The sequence below is a fragment of the Bacillus sp. FSL R5-0659 genome (assembly GCF_038008785.1).
GTDB classification, from domain to species: Bacteria; Bacillota; Bacilli; order Bacillales; family Bacillaceae; genus Bacillus; species Bacillus safensis.
This window is the reverse complement of record NZ_JBBOZU010000001.1, coordinates 3,324,266-3,342,281: the sequence shown is the minus strand read 5'-3', so window position 1 is coordinate 3,342,281 and position 18,016 is coordinate 3,324,266. Positions and strand designations below refer to the sequence as shown.

Below are 18,016 nucleotides of genomic sequence, written 5' to 3'. Positions count from 1 at the left end.
GAAACTTCCTCCTTTTTTGCATATTTCAATAGTGTACCCAAACGCACAAAAAATATTGACTGAATACTCATTCATTATTTATGATAGAGGTACAACATGGAAACGGAACAAAGTGGGTTTTGGGGAATGAAAGGGGGAGCAAGATGAATAGCCTTTTAATCATCAACTTGATCGCATTTGCGGCGGTGACCGCTTACGCTGTGTATTTGTTTGTTTATCTCATTCGAACACGAGCGGCGTATATTCGTCTTGGTAAAAAAGAAGAGTTTCAACAAGACATGAAGAAACGCTTAGAGCGTGTTTGGGTCAATGTATTTGGGCAAAAGAAGCTGTTAAAGGACAAGAAGAGCGGCATCATTCATGTGCTGTTTTTCTACGGATTTATCCTTGTACAGTTCGGAGCCCTTGATTTTATTTTGAAGGGGCTTATTCCAGACAGCGGGCTTCCTTTAGGTCCGGTGTACGGCGTCTTTACGTTTTTCCAAGAGGTGGTCACACTTCTCATTTTAGTGGCCGTTGTATGGGCTTTCCATAGAAGATATGTGGAAAAACTTGTCCGTTTAAAACGAGGTTTTAAATCGGGTCTAGTGCTTTTATTTATTGGCGGATTAATGCTGACAGTCTTACTAGGGAACGGCATGAACATCATCTGGCATGGGCACTCTCTATCACCAACTGAGCCAATCGCTTCTGGTATTGCTTTCTTGCTGGGAGGAATTTCACCTCTTGCGGCTGCGATTGTTTTTTATGCCGCATGGTGGGTGCATCTGCTCATTTTGCTGACATTCTTAGTATATGTTCCTCAGTCAAAGCACGCTCATCTGATTGCAGGGCCTGTGAACGTATTTGTCAGCAGATTAGACCCGCCAGGCAAGCTGCAAAAAATCGATTTTGAAGATGAGACACAAGAGACCTTCGGTGTGGGAAAAATTGAAGACTTTCGTCAGTCTCAGCTGATCGATCTTTACGCCTGTGTGGAATGCGGGCGCTGCACGAATATGTGCCCGGCAACAGGGACAGGGAAGATGCTGTCTCCAATGGATTTGATTTTAAGGTTAAGAGATCATTTAACCAATAAAGGGGCCGCCATTACATCGAAGACACCTTGGGTCCCGCAGCTTGCCTTCAAGCAGACAACAGGAAACCAGCTGGCACTGCAGGCGAGAGGAGCAGGTGCGGAAGAGTCGGCTGCCAGCTCTATATATCATCCTTCTCTTATTGGAGAGGTCATTACAGAAGAAGAGATCTGGGCATGTACGACATGCCGAAACTGTGAAGACCAATGCCCTGTCATGAATGAACATGTCGACAAGATTATTGATATGCGCAGATATCTTGTGCTGACCGAAGGAAAAATGGACGCAGATGCACAGCGTGCCATGACAAGCATTGAGCGCCAAGGGAACCCGTGGGGGTTGAACCGGAAAGAAAGAGAAAATTGGCGTGAACTGAGAGAAGATGTGCATGTGCCGACAGTGAAAGAGCTGAAAAAAGCAGAGCAAACCTTTGATTATTTATTTTGGGTTGGTTCAATGGGGGCATATGACAATCGAAGCCAAAAGATTGCACTTGCCTTTGCAAAACTCCTCAATGAAGCGGGGGTATCCTTTGCGATCCTAGGCAATAAAGAGAAAAACTCAGGCGATACACCAAGAAGACTCGGAAACGAATTTTTATTCCAAGAGCTTGCTGCAAAAAATATTGAAGAATTTCAGAAAAACGGCGTCACAAAGATCGTCACGATTGATCCACACGCCTACAACTTATTTAAAAATGAATATCCAGACTTTGGACTTGAGGCAGAAGTGTACCATCATACAGAATTATTGGCAGAGTTAGTGAAAGAAGGGAAAATAACGCCTGTACATGAAGTGAACGAGGTAATTACCTTCCACGACTCTTGCTACTTAGGCAGATATAACGAAGTGTACGACCCGCCAAGAGACATTTTAAAAGCCATTCCAGGTGTGACGCTGAAAGAAATGGAACGCAACCGTGAAACTGGTATGTGCTGCGGTGCAGGCGGGGGCTTAATGTGGATGGAAGAAGAGACGGGTACCCGGATTAACACTGCACGAACGGAGCAGGCGCTACAGGTCCAGCCGTCCATCATCAGCTCAGGGTGTCCTTATTGCTTAACGATGCTGGGAGATGGGACGAAGGCGAAGGAAGTAGAGGAGCAGGTAGGCACATTTGATGTCGCCGAACTTCTTGAAAAATCAGTGTTTGGCGAGCCTGGAAAACAGGTGTCGTAAAGATGACAGGCCGATGAATAGGATGTTCATCGGCTTATCCATGGGGCTGTTTCATCAGCTGTCTAAATGATATGTAAGCGTTAACAAATGGGGAGGGGCATACATGAGTACGACGGTCATTGTATCTGGTGCAAGAACACCATTTGGAAAACTAGGCGGTGCTCTCAGTGGTTTGAGTGCCGCAGAACTAGGCGGTATAGCGATCAAGGCTGCACTGGAAAGAGTTTCGGGTTCTCATGAAATAGATGAGGTCATTATGGGAAGTGTTTTACAAGGAGGGCAAGGGCAGATTCCTTCAAGGCAAGCAGCAAGATATGCTGATCTTCCTTGGTCTGTTCCAACACAAACCATCAATAAAGTCTGTGCATCAGGCATGCGCAGTGTGACCACAGCAGATCAAATCATGCGAGCCGGTGATGCTGAGGTCATCGCGGCGGGCGGTATGGAATCCATGTCTCACGCTCCTTATCTGCTAAAAAAAGCGCGATGGGGCTACAAAATGGGAGATGGTGCAGTACAAGATGCGATGATTTTAGATGGGTTAACCTGTTCGTTTACAGGCGTTCATATGGGTGAGTATGGAGGTATGGCTGCAAAGGAGCTTGGTATCACGCGGGAAGAGCAGGATCTGTGGGCACTCAGAAGTCATGAACGGGCCATCGAAGCGCAAAAAAGTGGCTTTTTTCAACATGAAATCACTCCCGTCACCGTCAAAACAAAAACGGGAGAACGGCTGATCACAGAAGATGAATCTCCGCGGCGTGATACGTCATATGAACGGCTGTCAAAGCTCATGCCTGTTTTTGATCAGAAAGGTACCATCACCGCTGGAAACGCACCAGGTGTCAATGATGGTGCAAGTGCACTTCTTCTAATGAAAGACACGTATGCTGCACGGCATGGCGTAAAGCCAATGGCAGTCATTCTCGGTCATACTCAGGTTGCTGTAGAGGCGAAGGATTTCCCGAAAACACCAGCCTTTGCCATCGAGAAGCTTTTAAAGAAAACAGGAAAGCGCCTAGAGGATATCGATTTGTTTGAAATCAATGAGGCCTTTTCAGCTGTGGCTCTGGCATGTGAAAAAATGACCGGGATCGACCGGCGGAAAATGAATATCAACGGAGGGGCTGTCGCACTCGGTCATCCGATTGGGGCAAGCGGAACACGTATCATATTGACATTGATTCATGCATTAAGACAAAGAGGCGGTGGCATTGGCATTGCGGCAATTTGCAGTGGAGGCGGTCAAGGAGATGCGATCATGATAAAGGTAGATGAAAAGGGGGGCGTTTTTTGATGAGTATAGAAGAGACCGTTTTGGTCGTTGGAGCCGGTCAAATGGGATCAGGCATTGCTCAAGTGTTTGCACAGTCAGGCTATACAGTCCTGCTCCATGATGCATCAGAAAAGCAGATTCATCGAGCGATTTCCTCCATGACCAAACAACTGACGAAGCGGGCAGAAAAAGGAAAACTGGCACATCAGGCCGTCCGAGATATCACGCAGCGGCTTGCCGTATCCACAGATTTAAAAGACGTCCAGCAGGCTCATTTAGTAATTGAAGCTGCTTCTGAACAAATGAGTGTCAAAAAACAAATCTTTGAAATACTTGATCAATTTGCAGAGGCGGAGGCCATATTTGCGACAAATACGTCTTCCTTGTCGATCACAGAATTAGCAGCTGTGACGAGCAGACCGGAGAAAGTGATTGGCATGCATTTTATGAATCCCGTTCCTGTCATGAAACTCGTTGAAGTCATTCGCGCGCTGCAAACGAGTGATGACACATATCAATTTGTTTATGAAACAGCGAAGACATTAAACAAAACCCCAATTGAAGTGGAAGACTTCCCAGGGTTCGTCTCAAATCGCATATTGATGCCAATGATCAATGAAGCCATTTACACCCTATATGAAGGCGTGGCAGATGCAGAAAGCATTGATGGCGTGATGACACTTGGGATGAATCACCCAATGGGGCCGCTTCGTCTAGCTGATTTCATTGGACTGGATACATGTTTATTTATAATGAATACCCTTCACGAAGGACTTGGAGACAGCAAATATCGACCTTGTCCTCTTTTAAAAAAATACGTGAATGCAGGCTGGCTTGGCAAAAAGACAAAGAGAGGTTTTTACACATACCACGACCACTCATAGGGGGAGTCAAGATGGATGTTATGCTTACGGATAAACAGCGTCTCTGGAGAGAACAGACAGCAGAATTTGCACGCCAGCGTGTATTCCCTGAAGTTGAAGCTATGGAACAAGGCCGGTTTCCAAAAACCCTTTTAAGTGAAATGGGACGGAAAGGCTATCTAGGGATTCCAATACCAGCTTCGTATCAAGGCTTAGGAGCAGATTTTACAACGTATATCATCGCAATCCATGAATTATCGAAAGTGAGTGCGACCATCGGTGTCATTGTGTCCGTTCATACATCTGTTGTGACGATGCCTATTTTGACTTTTGGAACGAAGGAACAAAAAGAATCCTATGTCCCGCTGCTTGCATCAGGAGAGAAGCTTGGAGCCTTTTGTCTGACTGAACCAAAGGCTGGATCAGATGCCTCCAGTATTCAGTTAAGAGCAGAGCGGATGGGCGGTGATTATGTATTAAATGGGACGAAAATCTTTATCACAAGCGGCGGAGAAGCAGAGCTATATCTTGTCTTTGCGGTGACCGATCCGGCTTCTGCGAGAAAAAATATATCGGCGTTCATTGTCGAGAAAGATACGCCGGGATTTACGATTGGAAAAGATGAGAAAAAGATGGGACTGCACGGTTCAAAAACAGTCACGCTTCATTTTGATGGCGTGCGGATTCCAAAAGATCAGCTGCTTGGTGCAGAAGGAGAAGGCTTTCAAATTGCCATGTCTAGCTTAAATGCAGGGAGAATCGGAATTGCGGCTCAAAGCCTTGGCATTGGAGAAGCTGCTTTAACCGAGGCAGTTAGCTATTTAAAGCGACATCCAGCAGGTCTTGAAACGACCATTCGACTGGGCGATTTGGCGGCGAAGCTTGAGGCGGCCAAACTGCTCGTCTATCAAGCGGCTTCTTTCAAAGAGGCCAATCGTCCCGTCACAAAGGAAGCATCAATGGCAAAGCTATTTGCGTCAAAAACGGCGGTGGAGATCAGTACAGAAGCGATCCATTTGCTAGGCATGGATGGTTATACGAATCGCTATCAAGCAGAACGTTACTTTCGTGATGCGAAAATTTGTGAAATCTATGAAGGAACAAGTGAAATTCAAAGGCTGGTCATCTGTAAACAGCTAATATGAAACGAGGTGGCTCACGATGCAGTTCCAATTAAGTGACGAACATGAAATGATTCAAAAAATGGTGAGAGACTTTGCGAAAAATGAAGTGGAGCCCACAGCAGCAGAGCGAGACGAAACAGAGACATATGATCCATCTATTTTTCGCAAAATGGCGGAGCTCGGTTTAACGGGTATCCCTTGGCCGGAAGACGTGGGCGGAATCGGCAGTGACTATTTAGCCTACGTCATAGCAGTTGAGGAGCTTTCAAGAGTATGCGCCTCTACAGGCGTCACCTTGTCCGCTCATACATCTCTCGCTTCATGGCCAATCTATACATTCGGAACGGATGAACAAAAAGAGACCTATTTAAAGCCGCTTGCAGAAGGGCAGAAGATAGGAGCATATGCGCTCACAGAGAGCGGTTCAGGCTCAGATGCTGGCGGAATGAAGACAACGGCCGTCAAGGCAGGCAATGAATATGTCCTGAACGGGGCGAAAATCTTTATTACAAATGGAGGCATTGCAGATTATTATATTGTGTTTGCCGTAACAGACCAAGGAGCTTCATCCCGAAATACAACTGCTTTTATTGTAGAAAAAGAGACACCTGGTTTTTCCGTTGGCAAAAAGGAAAGCAAACTGGGCATACGCTCATCGCCAACAACTGAAATTCGATTTGAAGATTGCCGGATTCATGAAAGGAACCGGCTCGGTCAAGAAGGAGAAGGATTCAAAATAGCCATGATGACGCTCGATGGCGGCAGAAACGGCATTGCTGCACAGGCAGTTGGGATTGCTCAAGGCGCTCTTGATGCGGCGGTTGATTATGCCAAGGAGCGTAAACAATTTGGTAAACCAATCATTCAGCAACAAGGAATCGCCTTTAAGCTGGCTGATATGGCCACCGCGATTGAAGCATCAAGGCTGCTTACTTACCAGGCGGCATGGCTCGAAACGAAAGGCCTCCCGTATGGAAAGGAATCAGCCATGTCCAAGCTCTTTGCCGGTGATACAGCGATGAAGGTGACGACAGAAGCGGTTCAAATCTTCGGCGGGTACGGCTACACAAAGGATTACCCAGTCGAACGATACATGCGTGATGCGAAAATCACTCAAATTTATGAAGGAACTCAGGAAATCCAGCGTCTGGTCATCTCAAGGAAACTGCTAGATATGTAGAAACGAAGCAAAGACCACCTGAATGTGAGGTGGTCTGTTTTGGTGGGCCATGCAGTTAGTATGTAATGTAATTTCCAATCATAATCCATAAGCATGTGGTATTATGTTAAAAATAGGAATAATATGGGGGTGTGATATTGAACTCAACATTTATGGGCATTACAGCAATCGTCACAATGGTTATCTGGATTATGGTTTCCGCAGAGCTTACAAAGTCTACAAAAAAGAAGGAAGAAAAAAACAACAGCCGCAGAAAACTAATCGTACTCATGTCAGCGGGAATGTTATTCACGATTTTTCTCGTTCTCTCATCCATTCAGAATATCCAGTTTTAAAATAGACGTGATCAACTGAAAGACAAAAAGTATGCCGTATACAAGAACCGGTCCATTTTCATACAGATGATGGACCTCTTGGCGCTACTCGTGATAAAAATCAAAAATTAACAACAATAAAGGTGGCATAAACTCCCCTAATTTGTTTATAATGAGAGGTATGGTTTGTCGTAAGAATAAGGTATAAATACTTATTATTTCACTGATAAATGGATACATACATGTAATAGAAAGGGAGTGTCTGACCTTGAGTTTGAAAGAATACTCACAGGAACAGCTCAAACAAATGTCTTTAGTTGAACTTGCTTATGAAATTTTCAGAGACAGCAAAACACCAATTACGTTTTCCGAGTTAATAGATGAAATTGTCCGTTTGCAAGGAATACAAAAATCCGATCTTGATGATCGACTTGCTCAATTTTATACAGACTTAAATATAGATGGCCGCTTTATTTCGTTAGGTGATCAGAGATGGGGACTTCGCAGCTGGTATCCAGTTGATCAAATCGAAGAAGAAGTTCAGCCAGCTGTGAAAACAAAAGCGAAAAAGAAAAAATCAAAAGCAGCTGTCGTTGAAGACGACTTCGATGAAATCGAAGAGGAAGAAGAAATTGACGAGCTTGAAGAAGACCTTGATCTTGTAGAAGACGACGATGATCTCGACCTAGACGATGATGAAGAAATCGATGAAGATATTGAAGACTTCGACGAAGATGATGATGAAGATGATGACGGCTTAACGGAGATTGATGAAGACGATTTAGACGATGATGAGGAAGAGAAATAACCCTCTCAAACCCGTCCTCAAAACAGGACAAAACCGTCTTGACTTTCGTGAGCGAACTATGTAGTATGTATTTTGGGCTCTCTAAAAAAGAGTACGTAAAGATACGTTCATTTACGCTCCCTTTCATTTATTTGAAAGGGAGCTTTCTTATTTTTCAAGAGATTTAGGGATACACTCTAAAAAGGATGAAGCTGTGCATGTGTAGACATGCAAGGGTAAAAAAGAGAGGAGCATACGAAATGACAAAGTATATTTTTGTAACAGGAGGAGTTGTTTCCTCACTTGGAAAAGGAATCACGGCTGCATCGTTAGGCCGCCTTCTGAAAAATAGAGGGATGGATGTCACCATTCAAAAATTCGATCCATACATCAACGTAGACCCGGGGACAATGAGTCCATACCAGCACGGTGAGGTTTTTGTCACAGATGATGGTGCTGAAACAGACCTTGACTTAGGTCACTACGAGCGTTTCATTGATATTAACTTAAATAAGTACAGCAACGTCACAACTGGTAAAATCTACTCTACTGTTCTGAAGAAAGAGCGCCGCGGTGACTACTTAGGTGGAACAGTACAGGTCATTCCCCACATTACAAATGAAATCAAAGACCGCGTGTACCGTGCCGGAAAAGAAACGGGTGCAGATGTGGTTATTACAGAAATCGGCGGAACAGTAGGAGATATCGAATCCCTTCCATTCCTTGAAGCCATTCGTCAAATGAAGAGTGACATCGGCCGTGAAAACGTGATGTACATTCATTGTACCCTCGTTCCTTACATCCGTGCAGCGGGTGAATTGAAAACAAAACCAACACAGCATAGTGTAAAAGAACTTCGCAGTCTTGGTATTCAGCCAAATGTCATCGTGGTCAGAACGGAAATGCCATTGGCACAAGATATGAAGGACAAAATTGCACTGTTTTGTGATATTGATACAAAAGCTGTTATCGAATGTCAGGATGCAGACACGCTTTACTCCATTCCGCTTGATTTACAAAAACAAGGGCTGGACAAGCTAGTATGTGAACATATGAAACTTGACTGCCAAGATGCGGACATGACAGAGTGGACAGCACTTGTTGATAAAGTGCAAAACCTTTCAAAACAAGTCACAATTGGTCTTGTAGGGAAATATGTTGAGCTGCAAGATGCTTATATTTCTGTCGTTGAATCACTTCGTCATGCTGGTTATGCGTTTGATGCAGATGTTCAAATTAAATGGATCAATGCAGAAGAAGTGACAGCAGAGAATATCGCTGATTTCGTACAAGATGTTGACGGCATTATTGTTCCTGGAGGCTTCGGAGACCGCGGAGTAGAAGGGAAAATCATTGCTACACAATTTGCCCGTGAAAACAAAGTGCCATTCTTCGGAATCTGCTTAGGAATGCAAGTGGCATCAATCGAATACGCGAGAAACGTATTAGGCCTTGAAGGAGCTCATTCAGCGGAAATTGATCCTGAAACAGCATTCCCAATCATTGACCTTCTTCCAGAACAGAAGGATGTAGATGATCTAGGCGGAACACTTCGTCTCGGTCTATATCCTTGTAAATTAAATGAAGACTCAAAAGCATTTGCTGCATACAATGACGAAGTGGTCTACGAACGCCACCGTCATCGTTACGAATTTAATAACGAATACAGACAGCAAATGGAAGCAGCAGGCTTCGTCTTCTCTGGTACAAGCCCAGACGGACGTCTTGTTGAAATCATCGAGCTCAAGGATCACCCTTGGTTCCTTGCTTCTCAGTTCCACCCTGAATTCGTTTCAAGACCGACAAGACCACAGCCATTATTTAGAGATTTCGTTGGTGCTTCACTACAAGCATCTGAATCAAAATAAAACAAAAAACTGCCGAGAATATCACTTCTCGGCAGTTTTTTTATTCATATTCCTCCACGATCTCCTTCACAGTAAACGATAGGGCATGGTAGACGTATAAGCAGGTCATTAAAGCAGGAAAACCAAACCTTGTCCCATCTTCTGCGGGCACAAGCGGTTTCTTGAGCTGGAAATCAATGTGGACATCACAATGCTCTTCAATCGTGGACGGCTCCTTTTGTGCCGGCCCTACACCAACAACGGGCGTACCTTGTTCGTGCAGTTCTTTAACAAGAGATTGAATTTCCTGATCTTCTGGGTCTGAATAAAATAGCAGCACCCTGTCACTTGGTTGAAGTAAGCTGCGCTCCTTTTGATCGAGCGGCAGCACTTTCGCACCGGGAAACGGCTCATTGCTTTCAGATGCCTCTAGGGCGACAGCAGCCAGTTCATTTTTTCCGTGAAAATAAACGGCATGTCCACTGACAACAGCCTGTGCAAGAAGGCGTGCACCGTCCTCAATCGCTTCAGCCTGCTTTTCTCCAATACGTGAAAAAATACCTGATAACTGGGTCGTAAAAATTTTTAACAAGACTCATTTCCTCCTTCGGTCAGATCATTTTATAATAGAATATAAAGAGAATATTAGGAAAAATGCTCAGAAAATGTCGTAAAGTAAACTATTATAATTAAAGGAAATGTGAAAATCAAACAGAATTATTTAACAACAGCTCTTTTTATGGCGAAAAATGAAAGCAATGGGGTGTAACAGATGAATGAGAAAATTTTAATTGTCGATGATCAGTACGGTATTAGAATATTATTGAATGAAGTGTTTCATAAAGAAGGCTATCAAACCTTCCAAGCTGCCAATGGACTACAGGCATTAGATATTGTGAAAAACCATAGACCGAACCTTGTCCTGCTTGATATGAAAATCCCAGGAATGGATGGTATCGAAATTTTAAAACGGATGAAATTAATTGATGAAGACATCCGTGTCATCATTATGACAGCCTATGGCGAATTAGATATGATCCAAGAATCCAAAGAACTCGGTGCATTGACGCACTTCGCTAAGCCTTTTGATATTGATGAAATCCGAGATGCTGTCAAAGAATACTTGCCGCTTGAAACAAATGGCTAGATGGAAATGATTGAATCGAGCCATTCTGTTGCCGATTTGTCGAATAATTGGTATCCTAGAAAGGAAGAAGAAAGCGATCTGACTTTGAAAGTTTACATATGGCGAGAAATTCTGGTCATGCTAGGGTGGAGAGCTTTTTTTAGCAAGCAAATTAGCTACATAGGGAGGATTTTTCATCATGCCTTTAGTTTCAATGACAGAAATGTTGAAAGACGCAAAGGAAAAAGGTTACGCTGTTGGACAGTTTAACTTAAATAACTTAGAATTCACGCAAGCGATTTTACAAGCTGCTGAAGAAGAGAAATCTCCTGTTATCTTAGGAGTATCTGAAGGAGCAGGACGCTACATGGGCGGCTTCAAAACAGTTGTCGCAATGGTTAAAGCGTTAATCGAAGAATATAATGTAACAGTTCCTGTTGCGATTCATTTAGATCACGGTTCAAGCTTTGAATCTTGTGCAAAAGCGATTCATGCAGGATTTACTTCTGTCATGATCGATGCTTCTCACCACCCATTTGATGAGAATGTGGAAACAACTGCGAAAGTTGTTGAACTTGCACATTTCCATGGTGTGTCTGTTGAAGCTGAACTTGGAACTGTTGGTGGGCAAGAAGATGACGTCATCGCTGAGGGCGTTATTTATGCTGATCCAAAAGAGTGCCAAGAGCTTGTAGAACGCACTGGCATTGACTGCCTTGCACCTGCATTAGGTTCAGTACATGGTCCATACAAAGGTGAACCAAACCTTGGTTTCGCTGAAATGGAAGAAATCGGTAAAACAACTGGTCTTCCACTTGTTCTTCACGGCGGAACAGGTATCCCAACTGCTGACATCAAGCGTGCAATTTCACTTGGTACAGCAAAAATCAATGTAAACACTGAAAACCAAATTGCTTCTGCGAAAGCAGTACGCGAAACACTTGCTGCAAAAACAGAAGAGTATGATCCACGTAAATATCTTGGACCAGCTCGTGACGCAATTAAAGCGACTGTTATCGGCAAAATGCGCGAATTTGGTTCTTCTAACCAAGCATAATTTGATGAGAACCGAAAGCCGCCTGAGTCACAGGCGGTTTTCTCCATATCTCGAGAAAGCGCAATCAAATTTACATTTCAGACAATTTATTGATAGGAGAGTGGCACAGTTATGTTATTTTTCGTAGATACAGCGAATATTGAAGACATCAAAGAGGCGCACGAGCTTGGCATTTTAGCAGGCGTCACAACAAACCCTAGTTTAGTAGCGAAAGAAAAGAACGTATCATTCCACGACCGCCTTCGCGAAATCACTGACGTGGTATCAGGCTCTGTCAGTGCAGAAGTGATTTCCCTAAAAGCAGAGGAAATGATTGAAGAAGGAAAAGAGCTTGCTGCTATCGCACCAAATATCACGGTCAAAATTCCAATGACTACAGATGGCCTTAAAGCTGTTAAAGCATTAACGGACCTTGGAATTAAAACAAACGTCACATTGATTTTTAGTGCAAACCAGGCACTTCTTGCAGCTAGAGCTGGTGCGACGTATGTTTCTCCATTCCTTGGCCGCTTAGATGACATTGGCCAAAATGGTCTTGATCTCATCAGTGAAGTGAAAACTATTTTTGATGTTCATGGATTAGATACACAAATCATTGCTGCATCCATTCGTCATCCGCAGCATGTGACAGAAGCTGCGCTTAGAGGTGCTCATATCGGTACAATGCCGCTGAAAGTCATCAAGCAGCTGACGAAACACCCATTAACGGATGCAGGCATTGAGCAATTTTTAGCAGACTGGAATAAATAAATGATTGTGGCAGGCGGGATCGTCTCTCGTTTGCCGCAGTTTTCCTTTTAAACGCTAAGAAATGTTTTGTGCAAAGAAGAGAACATCACAGCCTCGCAAAGCTTCGATTATTTTTCTTCCGACAAATTTCGTTTAACCTGTATTCTTTCTCTTGATATTGGCTAAATTTTGGACAAGACCTTTTAAAGCGCGACATCCACAAACAGTATAACTCCAACAGTGATCTTCTTTAAGAAGGGAGACAAATATGGAAAAGTTAAACATTGCCGGCGGTGATCCCTTGCGTGGGACCGTACATATTAGTGGTGCGAAAAATAGTGCTGTGGCACTGATTCCTGCCACGATTCTCGCTGATTCTCCAGTAACCATTGAAGGCCTTCCGCATATATCAGATATCGACACATTGCGAGATCTGTTAGAAGAAATTGGCGGAAAGGTCACTTTTGAAAAAGGTGAAATGGTTGTTAATCCTGTTTCTATGATCAGTATGCCGCTTCCTAATGGAAAAGTGAAGAAACTGCGTGCATCCTATTATTTAATGGGAGCCATGCTGGGAAGATTCAAGCAGGCTGTCATCGGACTGCCAGGAGGATGTCACTTAGGACCTAGACCGATTGATCAGCATATCAAAGGCTTTGAAGCACTCGGAGCTGAGGTGACAAACGAGCAGGGTGCGATTTATTTGCGCGCTGAAAAATTAGTCGGAGCCCGGATTTATCTTGATGTTGTCAGTGTAGGTGCGACGATCAACATCATGCTGGCAGCCGTACTGGCTGAAGGAAAAACCGTGATTGAAAATGCTGCAAAGGAACCCGAAATTATCGATGTAGCGACACTGCTTGCAAGCATGGGTGCCAAAATCAAAGGTGCGGGGACCGATGTCATTCGAATCGAAGGTGTAGAATCCCTTCATGGCTGTAAGCATTCAATCATCCCTGACCGCATCGAAGCAGGAACATTTTTAATAGCTGGTGCAGCGATGGGAGATGAAGTTGTACTTGATAATGTGATCCCAACTCATTTAGAATCAATTACGGCGAAACTTAGAGAAATGGGGTTCACCATTGAAACGAGCAACGATCAGATGCTGATCGTTGGCAGAAACGAAGGACTCAAGCCTGTCGATATCAAAACCCTTGTGTATCCGGGCTTTCCGACTGACCTTCAACAGCCGATGACGGCGCTGTTAACAAAAGCGAAAGGCACGAGTGTGGTCACAGATACGATCTACTCAGCTCGCTTTAAGCACATTGACGAATTGCGCCGAATGGGTGCAAACATGAAGGTCGAAGGAAGATCCGCTATTATTACCGGACAAACGCAGCTTCAAGGAGCAAAGGTCAAAGCAAGTGATCTGCGTGCAGGAGCTTGTCTTGTTGTCGCAGGGCTAATGGCAGACGGTGTGACCGAAATCACAGGGCTTGAACATATAGACAGAGGATATAGTTTGCTTGAGAAGAAGCTTGAAGGCTTGGGTGCAACCATCTGGCGTGAAAAGCTGAATGACCAAGAAATAGAAGAACTTCAAAATTCATAAGGCTTTGACTGTGAGAGGAGATTTGGACAAAAATGGAAAGAAGTTTATCGATGGAACTAGTACGGGTGACAGAAGCAGCTGCATTAAAATCTGCCCGTTGGATGGGAAGAGGATTAAAAGACGAAGCGGATGATGCTGCAACAAGTGCAATGCGTGATGTATTTGACACCATTCCGATGAAGGGAACAGTGGTGATTGGCGAAGGAGAAATGGACGAAGCACCAATGCTTTATATTGGGGAAAAGCTTGGGAACGGATATGGACCTCGCGTGGATGTCGCTGTTGATCCATTAGAAGGAACAAACATTGTGGCAAGCGGCGGCTGGAATGCCTTAGCTGTCATTGCAGTTGCAGATCATGGCAACCTGCTGAATGCACCTGATATGTACATGGATAAGATCGCAGTAGGTCCAGAAGCGGTAGGCTGCATCGATATTGAAGCGCCTGTCATTGATAATCTTCGCGCTGTTGCAAAAGCGAAAAACAAAGATATTGAAGATGTGGTTGCAACGATTTTAAACAGAGATCGACATGAAAAAATTATTGCTGAACTGAGAGAAGCAGGAGCAAGAATTAAACTGATCGATGATGGTGACGTTGCAGGAGCCATTAATACAGCATTTGATCACACAGGTGTTGATATTCTATTTGGTTCAGGCGGAGCGCCTGAGGGTGTCCTTTCTGCTGTTGCATTAAAGGCACTTGGTGGTGAAATTCATGGTAAGCTTCTTCCTCAAAGTGAAGAAGAATTAAGACGCTGTGAGAAAATGGGGCTGGATGTTGGTAAAGTCCTCAGAATGGAAGATCTCGTAAAAGGAGATGACGCCATTTTTGCAGCGACAGGTGTAACAGATGGGGAATTACTTAAAGGTGTTCAATTCAAAGGCTCTGTTGGAACAACACATAGTGTTGTCATGCGTGCGAAATCGGGTACAGTTCGTTTCGTAGACGGCAGACACAGCTTAAAGAAAAAACCGAATCTTGTCATTCGTCCGTAATCTGAAAGCGGGTATTCATTACCCGCTTTTCATATAGGTGTCAAATGTATATCATTTTCTTTTTAAAGTTGAATATTCTCTGCAAATGAGGTAAAACTAAAGAGTGCTGCGAAATTTTCTGCGAATTTACTTCTTTTAAGCTTCAACAAGTTTAAATACTGCCGCATCATGACGATATACTCATTATCCTTCTCTATGTTAAAAAAGCTCTATTTCACATTGTTCCTATCTTTCACGATAAAACGAGTGGGAGCGTTACCATCAGAGCGAGGTCATTCCAACAACAACGGAATTAAAAAGCTAATCAAATACAATGGTCATGCATTTGTAAAGAAATACATTGACTAGAAAAGTGTGGTGTCCATATTGAAAGATGTTTCGATTTCATCTTTGGAAAATATGAAATTAAAAGAGCTGTATGAGTTAGCAAAACGATACAAAATCTCTTATTACAGCAAACTAACAAAAAAAGAATTAATTTTTGCCATCTTAAAGGCGAATGCTGAGCAAGAGGATCTCTTATTTATGGAAGGGGTTCTTGAAATTATTCAGTCTGAGGGATTTGGTTTCTTAAGACCGATTAACTACTCCCCAAGCTCAGAAGACATTTATATTTCTGCTTCACAAATCAGACGCTTTGATTTACGAAATGGAGATAAAGTGTCTGGAAAGGTACGACCTCCAAAAGAGAATGAACGCTACTATGGCCTCCTTCATGTAGAAGCGGTAAATGGGGACGACCCAGAATCAGCAAAGGAACGTGTTCACTTTCCTGCACTCACACCGCTATTTCCTGACCGCCAAATGATTCTTGAAACACAGCCTAATCACCTGTCAACTAGAATTATGGACATGATGGCGCCAGTTGGATTTGGACAGCGTGGTTTAATCGTTGCACCGCCTAAGGCTGGGAAAACCATTTTGCTTAAAGAAATTGCCAACAGCATTTCTGAAAATCACCCAGAGGCAGAGCTGATTGTCCTTTTGATTGATGAACGACCAGAAGAAGTAACAGATATCGAACGTTCTGTTGCAGGGGATGTTGTTAGTTCAACCTTTGACGAAGTACCGGAAAACCACATTAAAGTAGCAGAGCTTGTCTTAGAGCGTGCGATGCGTCTTGTTGAACATAAAAAAGATGTCATCATCTTAATGGACAGTATCACAAGGCTTGCTCGTGCATACAACCTTGTGATTCCGCCAAGCGGCCGAACGCTTTCAGGTGGTATTGATCCAGCGGCTTTCCATCGTCCAAAACGCTTCTTTGGTGCTGCGCGTAACATTGAAGAAGGCGGAAGTTTGACGATTTTAGCCACTGCACTTGTTGATACAGGATCACGTATGGATGACGTGATTTATGAAGAGTTTAAAGGAACTGGAAACATGGAGCTTCATTTGGACCGTTCTTTGGCCGAAAGAAGAATTTTCCCTGCGATCGACATTCGCCGTTCTGGTACGAGAAAAGAAGAACTGCTTGTGCCAAAAGAGCATCTTGATCGTCTATGGGCGATGAGAAAATCGATGTCAGATACACCTGACTTCGCTGAGAAGTTCATGCGTAAAATGAGAAAAACAAAGACAAACCAAGAGTTTTTCGATATTTTAACGCAAGAATGGAAACAAGCCAATATGTCTGCATCAAGAAGATAGCTTCCCTGAAAAAATACATTTGCAATCATAGACTTACACTGTTATAATTTTATCATGTGCGTTTCAGAATTTATTTCTGAGATATTAACTCTGTTTCCGAATTGGATTCAGGGCGGAAGGAGATGACAGTAGATGAAAACAGGAATTCATCCTAACTACAAAAAAGCTACAGTCAAATGCGCTTGTGGAAATGAGTTTGAAACTGGATCAGTAAAAGAAGAGGTACGCATCGAGATTTGCTCTGAGTGCCATCCTTTCTATACAGGCCGTCAAAAATTCGCTTCTGCTGATGGACGTGTTGACCGCTTTAACAAAAAATACGGTCTTAAGTAATAATAGATACAATAAACAGGCAGGAATCCGTTCTTGCCTGTTTTTTTACGTGGATTGATGGAACTTTAAAACGGGGGAGAAGACCTTATGTATGTGATGAAACAAAGCGGTTGGCTTGAAGTCATCTGCGGTAGTATGTTTTCTGGAAAGTCGGAAGAATTGATTCGGAGAGCCAAAAGGGCCACCTTTGCCAAACAAGAAGTAAAAATATTCAAACCATCGATTGATAACCGATATAGTACAAGCTCAGTTGTGTCACATAACGGTTCATCATTAGATGGGATTGCAGTAGCCTCACCAAAAGACATAATAACGCACATATCAGAAAGAACCGATGTCATTGGCATTGATGAGGTGCAATTTTTTGATGAGACAATCATTGACATTGTCACTCAATTGGCTGACCAAGGCTACCGAGTCATTGTTGCAGGCCTGGATCAAGACTTCAGAGGAGAGCCATTTGGTGTTGTTCCGCATTTAATGGCATGTGCAGAGCTTGTAACAAAACTTCAAGCAGTTTGTTCGGTATGCGGCTCCCCAGCGAGTAGAACACAACGCTTGATCGACGGTAAACCCGCATCCTATGATGATCCTATTATTTTAGTAGGTGCGCAGGAATCATACGAAGCACGATGCAGACATCACCATGAAGTACCAAGACTTGATGTTGGTACAACACTTGACAAATAAAAAAATAGCAAATGCCGCTGTGTTTCGTTTTTCGAGATTTTGGCTGAACACCCATCATTTGTACTTAAATAAATTAAATAACACTACGATTAAATTATCTAATTTTCAACGCTTGCGTTTTGTTATAAGCAGGCATAAAATGACTAACTGTAGTGTAAAGCATTTAAACGAAAAGTTCGATTTCTTGTCATAATTTTTTTGATTAAGGATTTTTCTCCTTAATCGTTCT

The 18,016-nt window shown here is 43.3% G+C and carries 17 protein-coding genes; 16 read left to right on the top strand and 1 reads right to left on the bottom strand.

Annotated elements, in window-relative coordinates:
- The first annotated feature begins 143 nt into the window (after window positions 1-143).
- From NSQ72_RS17330 to pyrG, 8 genes are all read left to right on the top strand, one after another.
- A complete protein-coding gene (locus NSQ72_RS17330; protein ID WP_024426357.1) occupies window positions 144-2,255 on the top strand; it encodes a heterodisulfide reductase-related iron-sulfur binding cluster in 2,112 nt (703 codons plus the stop codon).
- Between the two features lie 103 nt (window positions 2,256-2,358).
- Complete coding sequence (locus NSQ72_RS17325; protein ID WP_341084778.1) at window positions 2,359-3,552, top strand: acetyl-CoA C-acetyltransferase; 1,194 nt, start codon at window positions 2,359-2,361, stop codon at window positions 3,550-3,552.
- A complete protein-coding gene (locus NSQ72_RS17320) occupies window positions 3,552-4,415 on the top strand; it encodes a 3-hydroxybutyryl-CoA dehydrogenase (protein ID WP_341084777.1) in 864 nt (287 codons plus the stop codon). The genes NSQ72_RS17325 and NSQ72_RS17320 overlap by 1 nt, the downstream gene beginning before the upstream one ends.
- An 11-nt stretch (window positions 4,416-4,426) precedes the next feature.
- Window positions 4,427-5,539 carry an acyl-CoA dehydrogenase family protein gene (locus NSQ72_RS17315; protein WP_341084775.1) on the top strand — a complete coding sequence of 371 codons (1,113 nt, stop codon included), beginning with the start codon at window positions 4,427-4,429 and terminating at the stop codon, window positions 5,537-5,539.
- A gap of 16 nt (window positions 5,540-5,555) precedes the next feature.
- On the top strand, window positions 5,556-6,698 hold the full coding sequence (locus tag NSQ72_RS17310) for an acyl-CoA dehydrogenase (protein ID WP_126682420.1): 1,143 nt from the start codon (window positions 5,556-5,558) through the stop codon (window positions 6,696-6,698).
- 137 nt (window positions 6,699-6,835) lie between these two features.
- Complete coding sequence (locus NSQ72_RS17305) at window positions 6,836-7,033, top strand: hypothetical protein (protein WP_082700883.1); 198 nt, start codon at window positions 6,836-6,838, stop codon at window positions 7,031-7,033.
- 247 nt (window positions 7,034-7,280) lie between these two features.
- A complete protein-coding gene (rpoE, locus tag NSQ72_RS17300) occupies window positions 7,281-7,820 on the top strand; it encodes a DNA-directed RNA polymerase subunit delta (protein WP_064498795.1) in 540 nt (179 codons plus the stop codon).
- A gap of 239 nt (window positions 7,821-8,059) precedes the next feature.
- The gene (gene pyrG, locus NSQ72_RS17295; RefSeq protein WP_039182151.1) at window positions 8,060-9,667 is read left to right on the top strand and encodes a glutamine hydrolyzing CTP synthase; all 1,608 of its coding nucleotides are present in this window, start codon (window positions 8,060-8,062) and stop codon (window positions 9,665-9,667) included.
- A gap of 40 nt (window positions 9,668-9,707) precedes the next feature.
- Here the strand turns inward: pyrG and NSQ72_RS17290 are convergent, their stop codons facing one another.
- On the bottom strand, window positions 9,708-10,238 hold the full coding sequence (locus NSQ72_RS17290; protein WP_039182149.1) for a DUF2529 domain-containing protein: 531 nt from the start codon (window positions 10,236-10,238) through the stop codon (window positions 9,708-9,710).
- A gap of 180 nt (window positions 10,239-10,418) precedes the next feature.
- On the opposite strand from NSQ72_RS17290, the gene NSQ72_RS17285 reads away from it, so the two are divergent.
- The 8 genes from NSQ72_RS17285 (at window position 10,419) to NSQ72_RS17250 (ending at window position 17,787) form a co-directional block, all read left to right on the top strand.
- Complete coding sequence (locus NSQ72_RS17285) at window positions 10,419-10,793, top strand: response regulator (RefSeq protein WP_003214681.1); 375 nt, start codon at window positions 10,419-10,421, stop codon at window positions 10,791-10,793.
- 178 nt (window positions 10,794-10,971) lie between these two features.
- On the top strand, window positions 10,972-11,829 hold the full coding sequence (locus tag NSQ72_RS17280; protein ID WP_024423748.1) for a class II fructose-bisphosphate aldolase: 858 nt from the start codon (window positions 10,972-10,974) through the stop codon (window positions 11,827-11,829).
- A 111-nt stretch (window positions 11,830-11,940) separates the two neighbouring features.
- On the top strand, window positions 11,941-12,579 hold the full coding sequence (fsa, locus tag NSQ72_RS17275; RefSeq protein ID WP_039182147.1) for a fructose-6-phosphate aldolase: 639 nt from the start codon (window positions 11,941-11,943) through the stop codon (window positions 12,577-12,579).
- 247 nt (window positions 12,580-12,826) lie between these two features.
- Window positions 12,827-14,116: a UDP-N-acetylglucosamine 1-carboxyvinyltransferase gene (locus tag NSQ72_RS17270; RefSeq protein ID WP_024423746.1), complete on the top strand. Its 1,290-nt coding sequence runs from the start codon at window positions 12,827-12,829 to the stop codon at window positions 14,114-14,116.
- Window positions 14,117-14,148: 32 nt separating this feature from the next.
- Window positions 14,149-15,114 carry a class II fructose-bisphosphatase gene (gene glpX / locus NSQ72_RS17265; RefSeq protein ID WP_012011567.1) on the top strand — a complete coding sequence of 322 codons (966 nt, stop codon included), beginning with the start codon at window positions 14,149-14,151 and terminating at the stop codon, window positions 15,112-15,114.
- 366 nt (window positions 15,115-15,480) lie between these two features.
- Window positions 15,481-16,764, top strand: coding sequence for a transcription termination factor Rho (gene rho / locus NSQ72_RS17260; RefSeq protein ID WP_008354975.1), 1,284 nt, complete (start codon window positions 15,481-15,483; stop codon window positions 16,762-16,764).
- A gap of 132 nt (window positions 16,765-16,896) precedes the next feature.
- Window positions 16,897-17,097 (top strand): 50S ribosomal protein L31, encoded by a 201-nt coding sequence (gene rpmE, locus NSQ72_RS17255; RefSeq protein WP_003215407.1) that lies wholly within the window; start codon window positions 16,897-16,899, stop codon window positions 17,095-17,097.
- Between the two features lie 87 nt (window positions 17,098-17,184).
- Entirely contained in the window at window positions 17,185-17,787 is a 603-nt protein-coding gene (locus tag NSQ72_RS17250; protein ID WP_024426350.1) for a thymidine kinase, read from the top strand.
- Window positions 17,788-18,016: the final 229 nt, after the last annotated feature.